General features: G+C 70.7%; 12 protein-coding genes and 1 tRNA gene. 7 read left to right on the forward strand and 6 right to left on the reverse strand.

What is annotated here, in order from left to right; genetic code table 11:
- Positions 1-19 precede the first annotated feature (19 nt).
- The 5 genes from ACRAKJ_RS01280 (at position 20) to ACRAKJ_RS01300 (ending at position 6,050) form a co-directional block, all read left to right on the forward strand.
- Positions 20-1,399, forward strand: a complete 1,380-nt coding sequence (locus tag ACRAKJ_RS01280; protein ID WP_438921019.1) for a DUF4398 domain-containing protein — start codon at positions 20-22, stop codon at positions 1,397-1,399.
- 177 nt (positions 1,400-1,576) lie between these two features.
- Entirely contained in the window at positions 1,577-2,623 is a 1,047-nt protein-coding gene (locus ACRAKJ_RS01285) for a bifunctional DNA primase/polymerase (RefSeq protein WP_438921020.1), read from the forward strand.
- A 43-nt stretch (positions 2,624-2,666) separates the two neighbouring features.
- A complete protein-coding gene (locus tag ACRAKJ_RS01290) occupies positions 2,667-4,343 on the forward strand; it encodes a hypothetical protein (protein ID WP_438921021.1) in 1,677 nt (558 codons plus the stop codon).
- Positions 4,344-4,672: 329 nt separating this feature from the next.
- Complete coding sequence (locus tag ACRAKJ_RS01295) at positions 4,673-4,900, forward strand: helix-turn-helix domain-containing protein (RefSeq protein ID WP_447008852.1); 228 nt, start codon at positions 4,673-4,675, stop codon at positions 4,898-4,900.
- Between the two features lie 55 nt (positions 4,901-4,955).
- A complete protein-coding gene (locus ACRAKJ_RS01300; protein WP_438921023.1) occupies positions 4,956-6,050 on the forward strand; it encodes a tyrosine-type recombinase/integrase in 1,095 nt (364 codons plus the stop codon).
- 65 nt (positions 6,051-6,115) lie between these two features.
- On the opposite strand, the gene ACRAKJ_RS01305 is transcribed toward ACRAKJ_RS01300, so the two are convergent.
- Together ACRAKJ_RS01305 and ACRAKJ_RS01310 are read right to left on the reverse strand one after the other, a co-directional pair.
- Positions 6,116-6,192 (reverse strand) — tRNA-Pro (locus ACRAKJ_RS01305).
- Between the two features lie 43 nt (positions 6,193-6,235).
- On the reverse strand, positions 6,236-7,195 hold the full coding sequence (locus tag ACRAKJ_RS01310; protein WP_438921024.1) for a metallophosphoesterase: 960 nt from the start codon (positions 7,193-7,195) through the stop codon (positions 6,236-6,238).
- A gap of 64 nt (positions 7,196-7,259) precedes the next feature.
- On the opposite strand from ACRAKJ_RS01310, the gene ACRAKJ_RS01315 reads away from it, so the two are divergent.
- Positions 7,260-7,727, forward strand: a complete 468-nt coding sequence (locus tag ACRAKJ_RS01315; RefSeq protein WP_438921025.1) for a GatB/YqeY domain-containing protein — start codon at positions 7,260-7,262, stop codon at positions 7,725-7,727.
- A 626-nt stretch (positions 7,728-8,353) separates the two neighbouring features.
- On the opposite strand, the gene ACRAKJ_RS01320 is transcribed toward ACRAKJ_RS01315, so the two are convergent.
- Entirely contained in the window at positions 8,354-10,837 is a 2,484-nt protein-coding gene (locus tag ACRAKJ_RS01320) for a transglycosylase domain-containing protein (RefSeq protein WP_438921026.1), read from the reverse strand.
- A gap of 258 nt (positions 10,838-11,095) precedes the next feature.
- Between ACRAKJ_RS01320 and ACRAKJ_RS01325 the strand changes: the two genes are divergently transcribed.
- Positions 11,096-11,386 carry a WhiB family transcriptional regulator gene (locus ACRAKJ_RS01325; protein WP_106616446.1) on the forward strand — a complete coding sequence of 97 codons (291 nt, stop codon included), beginning with the start codon at positions 11,096-11,098 and terminating at the stop codon, positions 11,384-11,386.
- A 9-nt stretch (positions 11,387-11,395) separates the two neighbouring features.
- On the opposite strand, the gene ACRAKJ_RS01330 is transcribed toward ACRAKJ_RS01325, so the two are convergent.
- The 3 genes from ACRAKJ_RS01330 to ACRAKJ_RS01340 are packed head-to-tail and all read right to left on the reverse strand — an operon-like array spanning position 11,396 to position 13,804.
- Positions 11,396-12,508: an ArsA-related P-loop ATPase gene (locus tag ACRAKJ_RS01330; RefSeq protein ID WP_438921027.1), complete on the reverse strand. Its 1,113-nt coding sequence runs from the start codon at positions 12,506-12,508 to the stop codon at positions 11,396-11,398.
- A complete protein-coding gene (locus ACRAKJ_RS01335) occupies positions 12,505-13,497 on the reverse strand; it encodes an ArsA-related P-loop ATPase (RefSeq protein ID WP_438921028.1) in 993 nt (330 codons plus the stop codon). The genes ACRAKJ_RS01330 and ACRAKJ_RS01335 overlap by 4 nt, the downstream gene beginning before the upstream one ends.
- Before the next feature lie 55 nt (positions 13,498-13,552).
- Complete coding sequence (locus ACRAKJ_RS01340) at positions 13,553-13,804, reverse strand: hypothetical protein (RefSeq protein WP_438921029.1); 252 nt, start codon at positions 13,802-13,804, stop codon at positions 13,553-13,555.
- Positions 13,805-13,863 lie beyond the last annotated feature (59 nt).

The following is a 13,863-nucleotide window of genomic DNA, read 5'->3' on the forward strand; positions in this document are numbered from 1 at the left end:
CACAGCGAAGGGACGTGACATGTGCAGAGCAGGGGGCCGCCGCTGCCCCAACGCCGGAGGCCGCTTCACCCAGAACACCCGCCAGGCCGTCTCCCGCGCCCGCCGCGCCCTGCGCGACGCCCACGAGATCGGCAACCCCGCCGAGATCACCGCCGCACGGCAACGCCTCGCCGACGCCCGCACCGCCCACCAGGAAGCCAAGACCGCCGCCGCCCGACACGACCACGGAACCGCAGGTCACGACGGGGACGTGACAGCGGCCCGGGTACTGCGCCCACCCACCGATCCGCCCTCGTCGGCACGGCCGTTGGGGGACGGCTCGACAGGGGACACCGAACTGTTGACCTACCCGGACGGGACCCGGTTGGTGCGCAAACGCAACGGCACCAAAGCCCACTACCGCGACGCGGACCCGGTGAAGCTGACCGACGCCGAGGAACTCGCCCCCCACGTGCTGGCCGCCGTCGGCCTGCCCCACGCCGCGGTGCACCGCACCGCCCCCGACGAAGTCCTCATGGAATACGTGCACGGCCGCTCCGGCACCGAACTGACCGGAGGCCGCCACGTGCCCGACGACTACAGCGGCAGCCCCGACGGGCGGCTGCTCGGACTGGTCGACCACGTCATCGCCAACCGCGACCGCAACACAGACAACTGGATACAGACCCACGACGGCCGCCTGATCGGCATCGACCACGGCGAGGCGTTCAACGCAGACCCGTTCACCACCAGCCCGTTCGCCCACACCCTCTACGACCACACCGAACGCACACCCACCCCGCGCGCCAACGAGTTCACCCCCGCCGACATGCACCACCTCGGCCAACGCCTGGCCGCACTGCGCCCCGAGTTCGACAAACGCGGCCGGAGCGACTGGCACGACTCCATGATGCGCCGCCACCACGACCTCGCCCAACACGCCACCGGCACCACCGACCTCATCACCCGCCACCACCGGGCCGAGGAGAACGCCGCGACCCCACACCACAACGAGGACCAGGACCACACCACCGCCCACCGCGACACCACAGGTCACAGCGGGGACGTGACCCCGCCGCCGACCACCGACGACACCGCCACCGCTCCGTCCACACAGGACGCCGGCACCCACCGCCACGGAGGATTCATGATCCGCAACACCAACAACGTCCACGGCAACGCCCACGTCGGCAGCCAACACGACATCCACCACGGCGACGGCGACGCCACCCGATCCACCAGGCGCGCCCGCCCCACCACAGGCGACGACAGGGACACGACCGACCACGCCGACCGCAACGACACCACCAACGGCCACGACGAGCCGCACGGCACCCACAACATCGCCTCCGGCAACGACCACGTCACCCAACAGGTCGGCTTCACCCTCGCCGACCTCCGCCGACTGCGCCGCCGCTGACCCCATCAGGGCCGGTCATACCGGGGACGTGACCGCCCCACGTCCCCCGGCACGACCGGCCACCGCACCTACACCGTCCACACAGGAGTCCGGGACTGACAGGACGGCCCTGCTATCCCCGCGCGGCTAGCAGGGCAGCAAGTCGCTTCGACCCGATCGCCGAGAGGAACCACCGCCATGACCACAACCCAGCCCACCGCCGCCGACGTCGCGCTGTGGGTGGCCCGGCGGCACGGCTGGCACGTGATGCCCCTGCACCCCGGCACCAAACGCCCGCTGGCCGGCTGCCCGGACTGCCGGGGCGGCGGAGGCCACACCGCCGACCGGTGCCCGTGCCTGGCCCGCGCCGACGGCGCGCTGTGCCACGGCGTGTGGGCCGCCACCGCCGATACGGCGGTGGTCGACCGGTGGGCGGGACGCTGGCGCACGAGCGTGTGGGCGGTGCACCTGGGGGTGTCCGGGCTGCTGGCCGTCGACCTCGACGCCCACGGCGGCACACCGCCCGCCCAACCGCTCAACGGCCTGCCCTGGCCCGACGGCAACCCGCTGCCCACCGACGGCATCGACACCTACGCCGCGTTGGCTGGCCTGCGCGGGCAGGGGTTCGACGTGGACACCCTCGTCACGGAGACCCCGTCCGGTGGGCTGCACCTGCTCTACACCGCCGAGTCGGGCCGGTGGAAGTCCAGCACCGGCCGCGTCCGCGACGGCGAGAACGTGGTGAGCAGCGGACTCGGCTGGCAGGTCGACATCAAGGCCTACGGCGGCTACGTCGTGCTGCCCGGCTCCACCACCCCCGCCGGCACATACCGCCGCACCTCCACCACCTTCACCCCGACCGTCCTGCCCGACTGGCTCACCGCCGAACTCGTGCGCACCGGCCACGACCGCCACGCCACCCCGACACCGATCCGACCGGCGACGCCGGTCACGGTCACCGCCCGCGGTGAGGACCGCCAAGCCCGCTACGCCGCCGCCGCGCTCCGGTCGGCGTGCGAGGAGTTGGCCGCGATGCCGCCGGACTCCGGACGCAACCGCAAGCTGTTCCGCTCCACCAGCCGACTCGCCGGAATGGTCGAAGCCGGCTGGATCGACCGCCACCAGGTGGAGACCGCGCTCGCCACCGCCGCCCACACCGCCGGACTCCCGGCGGGGGAGATCCGCTACGCCCTGGCCTCCGGGTTCGCCCGACCCCGCACCCCGACCGAACACCCCGCCGCATGACCACCAAACGCGCCCAGCGCGCCACGGAAGGGAGGCCCGTCGCATGACCACTGCCGCCGAACCCGCCATCACCGACACCGCCGACGAGACCGCCGACCGGCCGCCCATCCGCATCGGCGGGGACGCCGAGACCATCCGCACCCTCACCGCCGCCGTGGCGGAGGGCGCGCTGCCCGACGTGTTCGTCTCCGGCGGGCAGCTCGTGCACCTCTCCCGCGTCTCCGGCCCCACCGGCACCGACCACACCGCCGGACAACCCGCCGCGCTGCCCGTACAGGCCGAACCGCTCACCGCCTCCGCCCTGGCGTTCCTGCTCGCCCACCACACCTACGTCCACCGCCTCAAGAAGGACAAGAACACCGACGAGTGGACCGAAGTGGAGGTCAGCCCCACCGGAACCGCGCTGTCGGCGGTGCTGTCCTCGCGCTACTGGCCCGGCGTCCGGCCGCTCAACGGCATTGTCGGTTCACCCGTCCTGCGCCCGGACGGAACGCTGATCCAGACCGCCGGCTACGACCCCGCGACCGGCCTCTACTACTCGCCCACCGCTCCCATGCCGCCCGTCCCGGCCCACCCGACCGCCGACCAGGTCGCCGACGCCAAGGCCTTTCTGCTGGACCGGCTGTTGTCCGATTTCCCGTTCGTTGCCCCTGCCGACCGCGCCAACCACATCGCCCTGCTACTCGCGCCCATCCTGCGCCCCTACCTCGGATGCCTGACCCCGTTCGGCCTGATCTCCGCCACCACCCAATCCAGCGGCAAAACCCTGCTCGCCGAAATCCCCGGCTACATCTACGGCTGCAAAAACCTCGTCTGGCGCAAAGGCGACGACAGCGAATTGGAGAAGGGCATCACCAGCGCCCTGCACAGCTCCTCACCGATCATGCTCTGGGACAACATCGCCGAAGGAACCATCGTTTCCTCCGCCGTCCTGGCCCAACTGCTCACCTCCCCGCAGTGGTCCGCCCGGATGCTCGGCTCCTCCGGTGCCGGATTCACCGCCACCAACAACCGACTCTGGCTCGCCACCGGAAACAACATCCGGTTGGGCGGGGACATGGCCACCCGCACCGTCCTGGTCCGACTCGACCCCAACGACCCGCACCCCGACCAACGCGACCAAACCGCGTTCGGCATCCCCCACCTCGACAACTGGCTCAAAACCCCCGCCAACCGCGTCACCGTGCTACGCCACCTGCTCATCCTGGTCATGGACTGGATCAACGCCGGCGCACCCCGCTCCGGCCACACCATGCGCCAATTCACCACCTGGGCCGGAGCCTCCGGCGGACTACTCGCCCACCACGGCATTGACGGCTTCCTCGACAACCTCAACGACATGCGCGAAGCCGACGACGAAGACGCCGAATGGGTCGCCTTCCTCGCCCGCTGGCACGAACTCAACCACAACCGCCCCATCACCAGCCGACACCTCCGCCAACAAGCCGAAATCGACATCATCGACAACCAACCCGTCGACCGCTGGGAAGGAACCTTCCTCACCGACGACCAAGGCCGCACCCCCTCCACCAAATCCATTGGCCGACACCTCACCGGCCACATCGGCCGCTGGCACGGCGACTACGTCATCCGCTCCGCCATGGACACCCACGCCAAAGCCCGCGTCTTCTGGGTCGAAACCCGCACCAACGACGACCACCAAGCCGACCAGGCCGCCGACGACCAGGCCCCGGCTGGCCAACCAGACCTCTGGCAGTAGCAGGACAGCCCCGACCGGCCCCGTCGACCCGCTTGCGGGTTTGACGCGACCCCCCGCGGCTTTGGTGCGGGTTTGCCCCGACCTCAAACCCGCGCCGCATCACCGCAGGTCAACGTCCTTCCTCTGCCCGATCGGCGGGTTTGCGGGTTTGACACCCCGTACCCGCACCCGCACAGCACCAACGTCCGGCCGCGCTACGTCGCCGCCACCCCGACCGGCCAACCCCGAGGTGATGACGCATGCCCAAAATCCCCACCCAACGACAGACCTCACCACTGGAGAGCGCTCGCGTGAAGCCGCACGACTCACCGGAAAGCGAGGGGGTACCGATGAGCGACACGAGCAACGTCACCGAGTTGGCGAAATATCTCTACAAAGTGCCCGAAGCGATGCGGCTGCTGTCACTGAGCCGCAGCACCTTCTACGAGCAGATGCGGGCTGGACGGATCAAGTTCGTCAAGCAGGGCAGCGCCACACTTATCCCGGCATCCGCGATCCGCTCCTACGTCGCGCTGTTGGAGCGGGAAGCGGGGGTGCACCTTGGCGAAACGGCGTAGCCGCGGGGATGGCGGCCTGCACTGGGATGACGCGCGTAAGCGCTGGATTGCGACCGTGACCGTAGGCTTCGACGGACGAGGGAAGCGGATCACCAAACGCGCCAGCGGCCGGACGAAGACCGAAGCGAAGAACAAGCTTGACGCCATCCAGCGTGACGTCAAGGACGGGCTAGCGATCGAACCGCACAACTACACGGTTGCCGACGCTGTGACCAACTGGTTGCAGTACGGTCTGAATGGCCGCGACAAACAGACCGTCACAACGTGTCGAATCCTCGCTGAAACACATGTCATCCCTGCATTGGGTGCGCGCAAGCTTCGTGAGCTGTCGGCGGACGATGTTGACGAGTGGTTGGCGGCGAAAGCGAAGACTCTCAGCACGCGGACGCTGCGAGACATTCGCTCGGTTCTCCGTCGATCCGTAAGCCGTGCGCAGGCGCGCGACAAGGTCAAGCGCAACGTCGTGCTTCTCTGTGAGTGTCCGGAAGGGCAGGCCGGTAGACCGTCGAAGTCGTTGACCTTCGAGCAGGCCGAGGCTGTCTTGCTCCGCGCGGAAGCTGATGAATCGACGATCGGGGCCTACATCGTGGTGTCACTGGTGGGCGGCCCGCGCACCGAGGAGGCACGGCCTCTCACGTGGTCGCATGTCGACCTGAAAGGGGATCCACACGTCAGTCCACCGATACCGCCGCACATCGCCGTGTGGCGGTCGGTGCGGACCGGTGGTGACACGAAGACACGGAAGTCCCGGCGCACGCTCGCGTTGTCGCAGCGGGCGATCAAGGCGCTGGAAGCTCAGCGGGCACGTCAGGAGGTGCACAGGAAGCGGGCTGGCGACCAGTGGCAAGAGCACGGGTTGGTGTTCGCGTCGGAAGTGGGGACCGAGCTGGACGCGGCCAACGTGCGCCGCATGTTCCGGCGAGTCCTCAAGGCGGCAGGGCTTAACGCTGCGGAGTGGACGCCTCGTGAGCTGCGGCACAGCTTCGTCTCGCTGCTCTCGGACAGCGGCATGACCTCGGACCAGATATCGAAGCTCGTGGGGCACAGCAGCACGTCGGTCACGGAGGAGGTGTACCGCCATCAGATCCGGCCAGTGATCCAAGACGGCGCGACGGCGATGGATCGGATTTTCCCGGCTGCGAAAGCATAGTCACGCAGTTAGTCACCCATATACGGGTCAGGGCCGGTATGTCTTAAGACATACCGGCCCTGACCTGGTCGGGGTGACAGGATTTGAACCTGCGACCTCTTCGTCCCGAACGAAGCGCGCTACCAAACTGCGCCACACCCCGGTCCCGCTCGCCCGACCGGTCACCCGCTCGAACGAGGAGAACTCTACCTGACGTTCCCACCCACTCCGAACCGGGTATCCCTTTTCGCGTCCGACCCGCTCTGACCTGCGTCAACCGGACGCGGCACCAGGGTGAGCAGGCTCGCCTCCGGCGGGCAGGCGAAGCGCACCGGCGCGTACGGCGACGTGCCCAAGCCCGCCGACACGTTCAGCCACGTGTGCGAGCCCCAGCGCGACACGCCCCGCGCCCGCGACCGGTCCAGGTCGCAGTTCGTCACCAGCGCGCCGTAGCCCGGGATGCGCAGCTGCCCGCCGTGCGTGTGACCCGCCAGCACCAGGTCGTAGCCCTCGGCGGCGAACGGGTCCAGCACGCGCGGCTCCGGCGAGTGCGTCACGCCCAGGCGCAGCGGCACGTCCGGCAGCGGCCCGCTGATCTCGTCGAACCGGTCCCGCTTGAGGTGCGGGTCGTCCAGGCCCGCCGCGAACACCTCCACCCCGTTCACCACGAACGAGTGGCGCGTGTGCGTCAGGTCCAGCCAGCCCCGCTCGACCATCGCCGCGCGCAGGTCCCGCCACGGCAGCGGGATGCCGTGGATGCGCTTCGTCTTCGCCGACGGCAGCAGGTAGCGCGCCGGGTTCTTCGGCCGCGGCGCGTAGTAGTCGTTGCTGCCGAACACGAACACACCCGGCCGGTTCAGCAGCGGACCCAGCGCCCGCAGCACCGCGGGCACCGCCTGCTTGTGCGCGAGGTTGTCCCCGGTGTTCACCACCAGGTCGGGCTCCAGGTCGTCCAGCGCCGCCACCCAGCGCTGCTTCGACGCCTGCCCCGGCATCATGTGCAGGTCGGAGAGGTGCAGCACCCGCAGCGGCGACGAACCGGGCGCGAGCACCGGCACGGTGGCCTCGCGCAACGTCCAGTGCCGCCGCTCGACCCCCGCCGCGTAGGCGAGCGCGGTGGCGCCCAGGGCGGTCGTGGCGAGCAGTGATCGGCCGAGCGTGTTCACGAGGTCGAGGGTAGGGGGTTAACCGATTCGGGCCGACGGGGGCCTTTCGGTACCGTTCGGCCTCATGGCGGAGCTGAAGGCACGGTTGCAGGCGGACCTCACGGCGTCGATCAAGAACCGGGAGACGGTTCGGGCGGGCGCGCTGCGGATGACGCTGGCCGCCGTGACCACCGAAGAGGTCTCCGGCAAGGCGGCGCGCGCGCTGTCCGACGACGAGGTGCTCAAGGTCATCACTCGCGAGGTGAAGAAGCGCAAGGAGGCCGCCGAGGCGTTCGGCGGGGCGGGGCGGGTCGAGCAGGCGGAGCTGGAGCGGCAGGAGAGCGCCGTGCTGGAGGCGTACCTGCCCGCGCAGCTGTCGGACGACGAGCTGGTGGCCCTGGTCGACGCGGCCGTGGCGCAGGTGACCGAGCAGATCGGCGAGCAGCCGGGCCAGCGCCAGATGGGGCAGGTCATGAAGATCGTGAACGCCCAGGTGGCGGGCCGCGCGGAAGGCGGCCGGGTCGCCGGCGCGGTGCGCGCCAAGCTCGCCTGAGACCGGGCCTGGATCGCACCCGTACACACGATCGGGTGATCGATGTACGTAACCGCGATCTCGGCCATCGGTTGAAGACGAAGCGGAACCCCGAGACCACCACCCCTGCCGACCAACTGGCCGCCGACACACCCGGAGGACGACCCGCACCAGGCCGACCCACACCAGAGGACACCCGCCGAGCCCGGAGAGCCCCAGGAAGCCCACAGGCACGCCCAGGGCACGGGTGCGGCCGGGGTGCGGGGCGGAGTGCGGGCAGAGCCGGGTGTGGCGAGGCCGCGGCAGCCGGAGCGGGTGTGGCGCGAGCGCGCCGCCGGTCGAGGCGGGACGGGACGGGTGCGGGCGAGCCCGGCGCGGCGAGGGGAGTGGAACGCGACCCGGGACGGGTGCGCCACGAGCAGCGCACCCCGGGCGAGGCGGGCTGAGCGGGCGCGGGCAGCGCGCCGCGGGCGAGACGGCGCGGGCTGAGCGCCGTGAGCAGCGCGGTGCGGGTGGGGCGTGCGCTGAGCGGCGCGGAGCAGCGGGGCGTGGCGCGGAGCAGCGGGGCGTGGCGCGGGCTGAGCGGCGTGGGCGGGGCATGCGTGCGTGCGCGGGTGACCGGCTGGGGCACCCGCGCACGCGGGAGATCAGCGGCCGGGGGGCTCGATCGGGATGGTGATCTGCGGCGGCTCGCCCGGGCGGCCCGGTGGTTCGCCGGGTTGGCCCGGGTTCGGCTGGCCTGGCGCGGGCTGGCCGGGTGCCGGTTGCCCGGTGGTCGGCTCGACCGGCTGCGGCGGGGGGACGTAGCCCGTCGAGACCAGGAGGGTCACCACGGTGCCGCGCAGCGCACTGCCCCGCGGGGTCTGGCCGACGACCTGGCCCTTCGACTGCTCGGAGTTGCGGTTCTGCACCGACACCTTGTACCCCGCCTGCTCCAGGGTCCGGGTGGCGTCGTTGACGTTGCGCCCCACCACGTCCGGCACGCGGATCTCGCTGCCGCCCTTGAGGTAGCGCTCCTCGACCGGCGGCAGCGGCTTCACCGGCAGTCCTTCGTGGACCTTCGTCATCGTGTCGAACCAGGTGCGCGCGGGCACCGTGCCGCCGTAGATGTCGCCGCTGCCGCACAGCCTCGGCGGTCCGGCGTTGACGCAGATGCCGCGGGGGTTCGTCCCGTCGTTGAACGTCTGGACCGCGCCCGCGAAGTCCGGCGTCGCCCCGATGAACGCCGCCGACTTGTACTCCTCCGTCGTCCCGGTCTTGCCGAGCATCGGCCGCCCCCACTTGAACTGCCGGGCCGCGGCGGACGCCGTGCCGGCGCCCTGGTCGTCCTTCGACATGCCCGCGGCCAGGCCGTTCGCCAGCGGCTCGGCCACGACCTGCTCGCACGGCGCCTCGTTCACCGGCACCGGCTGCCCGTTGCGGTCCAGCACCTGGCCGACCGGTGACGGCGGGCACCACACGCCGCCGCTCATGATCGTCGCCGCCACGTTCGCCAGCTCCAGCGTGGACACCGGCGCGGGCGACAGCGTGAACGACGCGTTGCCGCCGTTGGACTTGTAGAACTCGGTCTGCGAGATCCGCAGCTGCCGGTCGCGCGCCTTGGGGTCCGGTCGCACGCCGCCGATGTTGGTGGCCATCGTCTCGCGCATCCCCAGCCGCGACGCCATGTCCACGACCGGGTCCATGCCGAGCTGCTCCTCCAGGATCACGAACCCGGTGTTCGGCGAGGTCTGCAACGCGGTCTGCAACGACATCTGCGGCGGGTACGTGGACGACGCGTTGCCCAGGCAGTACCAGCGGGTGTTCGGCTCGCCGGTCGGCGGGCACTTGTCGCCGCCGCCCTTGAACACGCGCGACACGTACGAGTTGGGCGTGGCGATCGTGTTCTCGATGCCCATGCCCTTCTCCAGCGCCGCCGCGGCGGTGAACACCTTGTAGATCGACCCGGCGCCGAACTTGTTCTCCACCCCGGACGGCAGGTCGAACTGGGTCTGGAACTGGTCGGCCTTGAGCCCGTAGTCGCGGTTCGCGACCAGTGCGACCACCTCGTGCCGTTCGCGTCCTGGCCGCACGACCGCCATCGCGTTGGCGATCCCGCCGGTCGACTTCGCCACCTGCGCCTCGGCGGCCTGCTTGGCGTGGGACGTGATGGTGCGGTCCAACGTGGTCCGCACGGTGTAGCCGCCGGTCTTGAGCTGCTCCAGGCTGAACCCGTTGCGCTCCAGGTAGTTCACGACGTACGAGCAGAAGAACCCGTTCTCGGGTCCCGCGCCGACGCACCCGTTGGGCGGTGTCCGGACCGGGCTGGCGATCCCGAGCGGTTCGGCCTTCGCCGTCTCCGCCGCGTCCCGCGACAGCTTGTCGTTCTCGACCATCTTGTCGATGACCTGGTTGCGCCGCACCAGCGCCTTCTCCGGGAACACCTCCGGGTTGAGCGCGGACGGGCTGTTCACCATCCCGGCGAGCATCGCCGACTGCGCGACGGTCAGCTTGTCGGGCGTGGTGGCGAAGTACGCCTGGGCCGCCGCCGCGATGCCGTAGATCGTGGAGCCGAACGGCACCACGTTCAGGTAGCGGGCGAGGATTTCCTCCTTGCCGAGTTTGCGTTCGAGCTGCAAGGAGATGCGCGCTTCACGGGCTTTTCGCGCAATCGTCTGCTCTTGCGCCTTTTGCTGTTCGACCTGGTTGTTCCGCGCCACCACGTGCACGAGGTAGTTCTTCACGTATTGCTGGGTGAGCGTGGAGGCACCCTGCGTCACGGCACCGCTGAACTGGTTGGTCAACCCGGCGCGGATCGTGCCCTTCCAGTCCACGCCCTGGTGCTCGTAGAACCGCCGGTCCTCGACGGAGACCAGCGCGGCTTTCATGGTGGGCGAGATCTTCTCGGGCGGAACGAGCACCCGGTACTGGTCGTACAGGTAGGCGATGGGCGCGCCGTCCTTGTCCGTGATCGTGGAGACCAGCGGCGGGTCGGTCGTGACCAGGTCCGCGGAGATGCTGTCCACCGTGTCGCTGGCTCTGTTCGACACCATCCCGAGCGAGCCCACGACGGGGAACAACAGACCTGCCAGCAGCACTCCGGCCAGCAGGCACAGGCCAAGCAGTTTCAGCACGCCGTTCCTGGCTCGCATGCCGGTGAGCGTACGCGGCACCCAAAGAGGTGATCGAGATCGCGCACAGTTGATTACACAGGATGAGTACTCGTACTCAAGACAGGTAACAGGTGGGCAACCCAGGGTTGGAGGTGGAACCAGAAGGCTCTACAGTCCGTCACTGTCCACGACAGCAGCCGACGGCGCAGCCACTCGTTGGTGGTGAGCCTACGGCATCCGCGGCAGGGGTGTGGCGGATTTAGGAAGTCTGGGCACAGGGGAACTGAGGTGGGGGCTATGCAGCAGGGGGATTGGCGTATCAAGGCTTCGTGCCGCGACGAGGAGCCGGACCAGCTCTTCGTCAGGGGTGCGGAGCAGCGCAAGGCCAAGGTGGTGTGCCTGGGTTGCCCGGTGCGCACCGAGTGCCTCGCGGAAGCCCTGGACAACCGGATCGAATTCGGTGTGTGGGGTGGAATGACGGAGCGTGAGAGGCGGGCGCTGCTGCGGCGGCGACCCGACGTCACCTCCTGGCACGAGCTCCTGGACACGGCACGCCAGGAGCACCACGAGGAGTCCAAGGTCGGGTAGGGGCGGTTCCTACTCGCCCGCGAGCCGCCGGCCGATCTCGTGCAGGCCGTCCAGGTCGTGCACGTCGGTCGGCAGCGCGGGCACACCGACCAGCGGAACGCCGGGGTGCGCCCGGGTGAACCGCGCGAGCAGTCGCTTCTCCCGATCGGCGACGGCCACGCGGTCCGCGTGCACCCGCAGCACCGCGGCGGCCAGCGGCGCGTCCCCGGCGCGCTCCAGCCGGTCCGCCGCCGCCAGCGCGCCCGGTGCGGGCAAGGGGGCCAGCACCGGGTGCGTCCGGTTCGCCACCAGGCCGGTCAGCGGCATCCGCTCCGCGCTCAACCGCTCGACGAAGTAGCTGGCCTCGCGCAGCGCGTCCGGTTCGGCCGCCGCGATCACCAGGAAGCCCGTGCCGGGTGAGCGCAGCAGGTCGTAGGTGGCCTGGGCGCGCTGCCGGAAGCCGCCGAACATGCTGTCGAACGCCTGCACGAACGTCGACGCGTCGTTCAGGAGCTGGCCGCCCACGATCGTCGACACGGCCTTGGTGAACAGGCCGAACCCGGCGCCGACGATCTTGCGGATGCCGCGCCCGCCCGCCCGGGCGGGCGCCGACAGCATCTTGATGAGCTTCCCGTCGAGCACCGTCGACAGCCGCTGCGGCGCGTCCAGGAAGTCCAGCGCCGAGCGGCTCGGCGGCGTGTCCACGACCACCAGGTCCCAGTCGTCCTGCGCGACGAGCTGCCCCAGCTTCTCCATCGCCATGTACTCCTGCGTGCCGGAGAACGACGTGGAGATCGTCTGGTAGAAGGGGTTGGCGAGGATCTGCTCGGCCCGCTCCCGGCCCGCGTGCTGCCACACCATGTCGTCGAACGTGCGGCGCATGTCCAGCATCATCGCGTGCAGCTCGCCGTCGAAGTCGCCCTCGACGCGCCGCGGGTTGTTGTCCAGCTCCCGCAGGCCCAGCGACTGGGCGAGCCGCCGCGCCGGGTCGATCGTCAGCACCACCGCCCGCCGGCCGCGCGCCGCCGCCCGCAGGGCCAGCGCCGCGGCCGTCGTCGTCTTGCCCACCCCGCCCGAGCCGCAGCACACCAGCACCCGCGTGCCCGGGTTGTCCAGCAGCGCGTCCACGTCCAGCCGGTTCACCGCACACCCCGCCCGACCAGCAGTTCCGCCAGCTCGTACAGCGCGGCCACGTCCACCCCGTCGGTCAGCTCGGGCAGCTCCACCGACGGCAGGTCCGACTCGGCCAGCTGCTCCTTGGCCCGCTGCTCCGCGAGCACCCCGGCGGCGTGCTCGACGGCCTGCTCGACCAGGCCCTCCAGCACGTCGGCGTCCACGTCCAGCCCGGCGGCGGCCAGCCCGTCGCGCACCCGGTCCGCGTCCACCCGGCCCGCCGCGGCGGCGGCCACGGACCGCGCGGGCAGCCTCGGCGGCCGCACCCGGTTCACGAACACCGCGCCGGGCCGCAGGTCGGCGGCGTCCAGCTCGGCGACCGCCTCCAGCGTCTCGCGCACCGGCATCTCCTCCAGCAGCGCCACCAGGTGCACCGCCGTGTCGCCCGAGTGCAGCAGGTTCACCACGCCGTCGCTCTGCCCCTTGATCGGCCCGACCTTCGCCAGGTCGGCCATGGCCCGCGTGACGTCGAGGAACCGCACCACGCGGCCGGTCGGCGGCGCGTCCAGCACGACCGCGTCGTACTCGTGCCTGCCGTTCCTGCCGACCCGGCGCACGCACTCCTTGACCTTGCCGGTGAGCAGCACGTCCCGCAGGCCCGGCGCGAGGGTCGTGGCGAACTCGATCGCGCCCATCTTCTTCAGCGTCCGGCCCGCGAAGCCCAGGTTGTAGAACATGTCGAGGTACTCCAGCAGCGCCGCCTCGGGGTCCACGGCCAGCGCCCGGACCTCCCCGCCGCCGGGCGCGGACGCGATGCGCTCCTCGGAGTAGGGCAGCGGCGGCCGGTCGAACAGCCGCGCGACGCCCTGCCGGTTCTCGACCTCCACCAGCAGCACCCGGCGACCGCCGGTGGCCAGGGCCAGCGCCAGCGCCGCGGCGACCGTCGTCTTGCCGGTCCCGCCCTTGCCCGTGACGACGTGCAGCCGCGCGCGGGTCAGTTCGTCGGTCCAGCCGTTCACCAGGTCAGCCTAGGCGCGGACCACCGCGGGCCGCTGGGCGAGGGAGGCCGCCGCGTCAATCCCACATGGTGACGAACACCACTGCGATGGCGGTCGCCGCGACCACGCCCCATGCCACCACCGAGGGCAGCACGTAGGCGATCAGCACCGCCACCACGGCCACCGCGACCGCCCCGATGCCCGCCGCGCGCCACACCTGCGACCGCACCGCGCCCTTCCGGTCCCGCGTCAGCGCCATGGCCACCAGGACCATCACCAGCCCGCCCAGCAGGAACGAACCGGTCGCCACGATCCGCCACGTCTCCACACGAGCAAGTTAGCGCTTGGTGACGGGGCCGTCACCTGCGGAAACCGCAGAAGTGCGTG

It is taken from the genome of Saccharothrix sp. DSM 118769, assembly GCF_052936295.1.

Coding starts and splice junctions, on each gene's coding strand:
- ACRAKJ_RS01280 (WP_438921019.1), top strand. CDS start 20: ATGTGCAGAGCAGGGGGCCGCCGCTGCCCCAACGCCGGAGGCCGCTTC.
- ACRAKJ_RS01285 (WP_438921020.1), top strand. CDS start 1,577: ATGACCACAACCCAGCCCACCGCCGCCGACGTCGCGCTGTGGGTGGCC.
- ACRAKJ_RS01290 (WP_438921021.1), top strand. CDS start 2,667: ATGACCACTGCCGCCGAACCCGCCATCACCGACACCGCCGACGAGACC.
- ACRAKJ_RS01295 (WP_447008852.1), top strand. CDS start 4,673: ATGAGCGACACGAGCAACGTCACCGAGTTGGCGAAATATCTCTACAAA.
- ACRAKJ_RS01315 (WP_438921025.1), top strand. CDS start 7,260: ATGGCGGAGCTGAAGGCACGGTTGCAGGCGGACCTCACGGCGTCGATC.
- ACRAKJ_RS01320 (WP_438921026.1), bottom strand. CDS start 10,837: ATGCGAGCCAGGAACGGCGTGCTGAAACTGCTTGGCCTGTGCCTGCTG.
- ACRAKJ_RS01325 (WP_106616446.1), top strand. CDS start 11,096: ATGCAGCAGGGGGATTGGCGTATCAAGGCTTCGTGCCGCGACGAGGAG.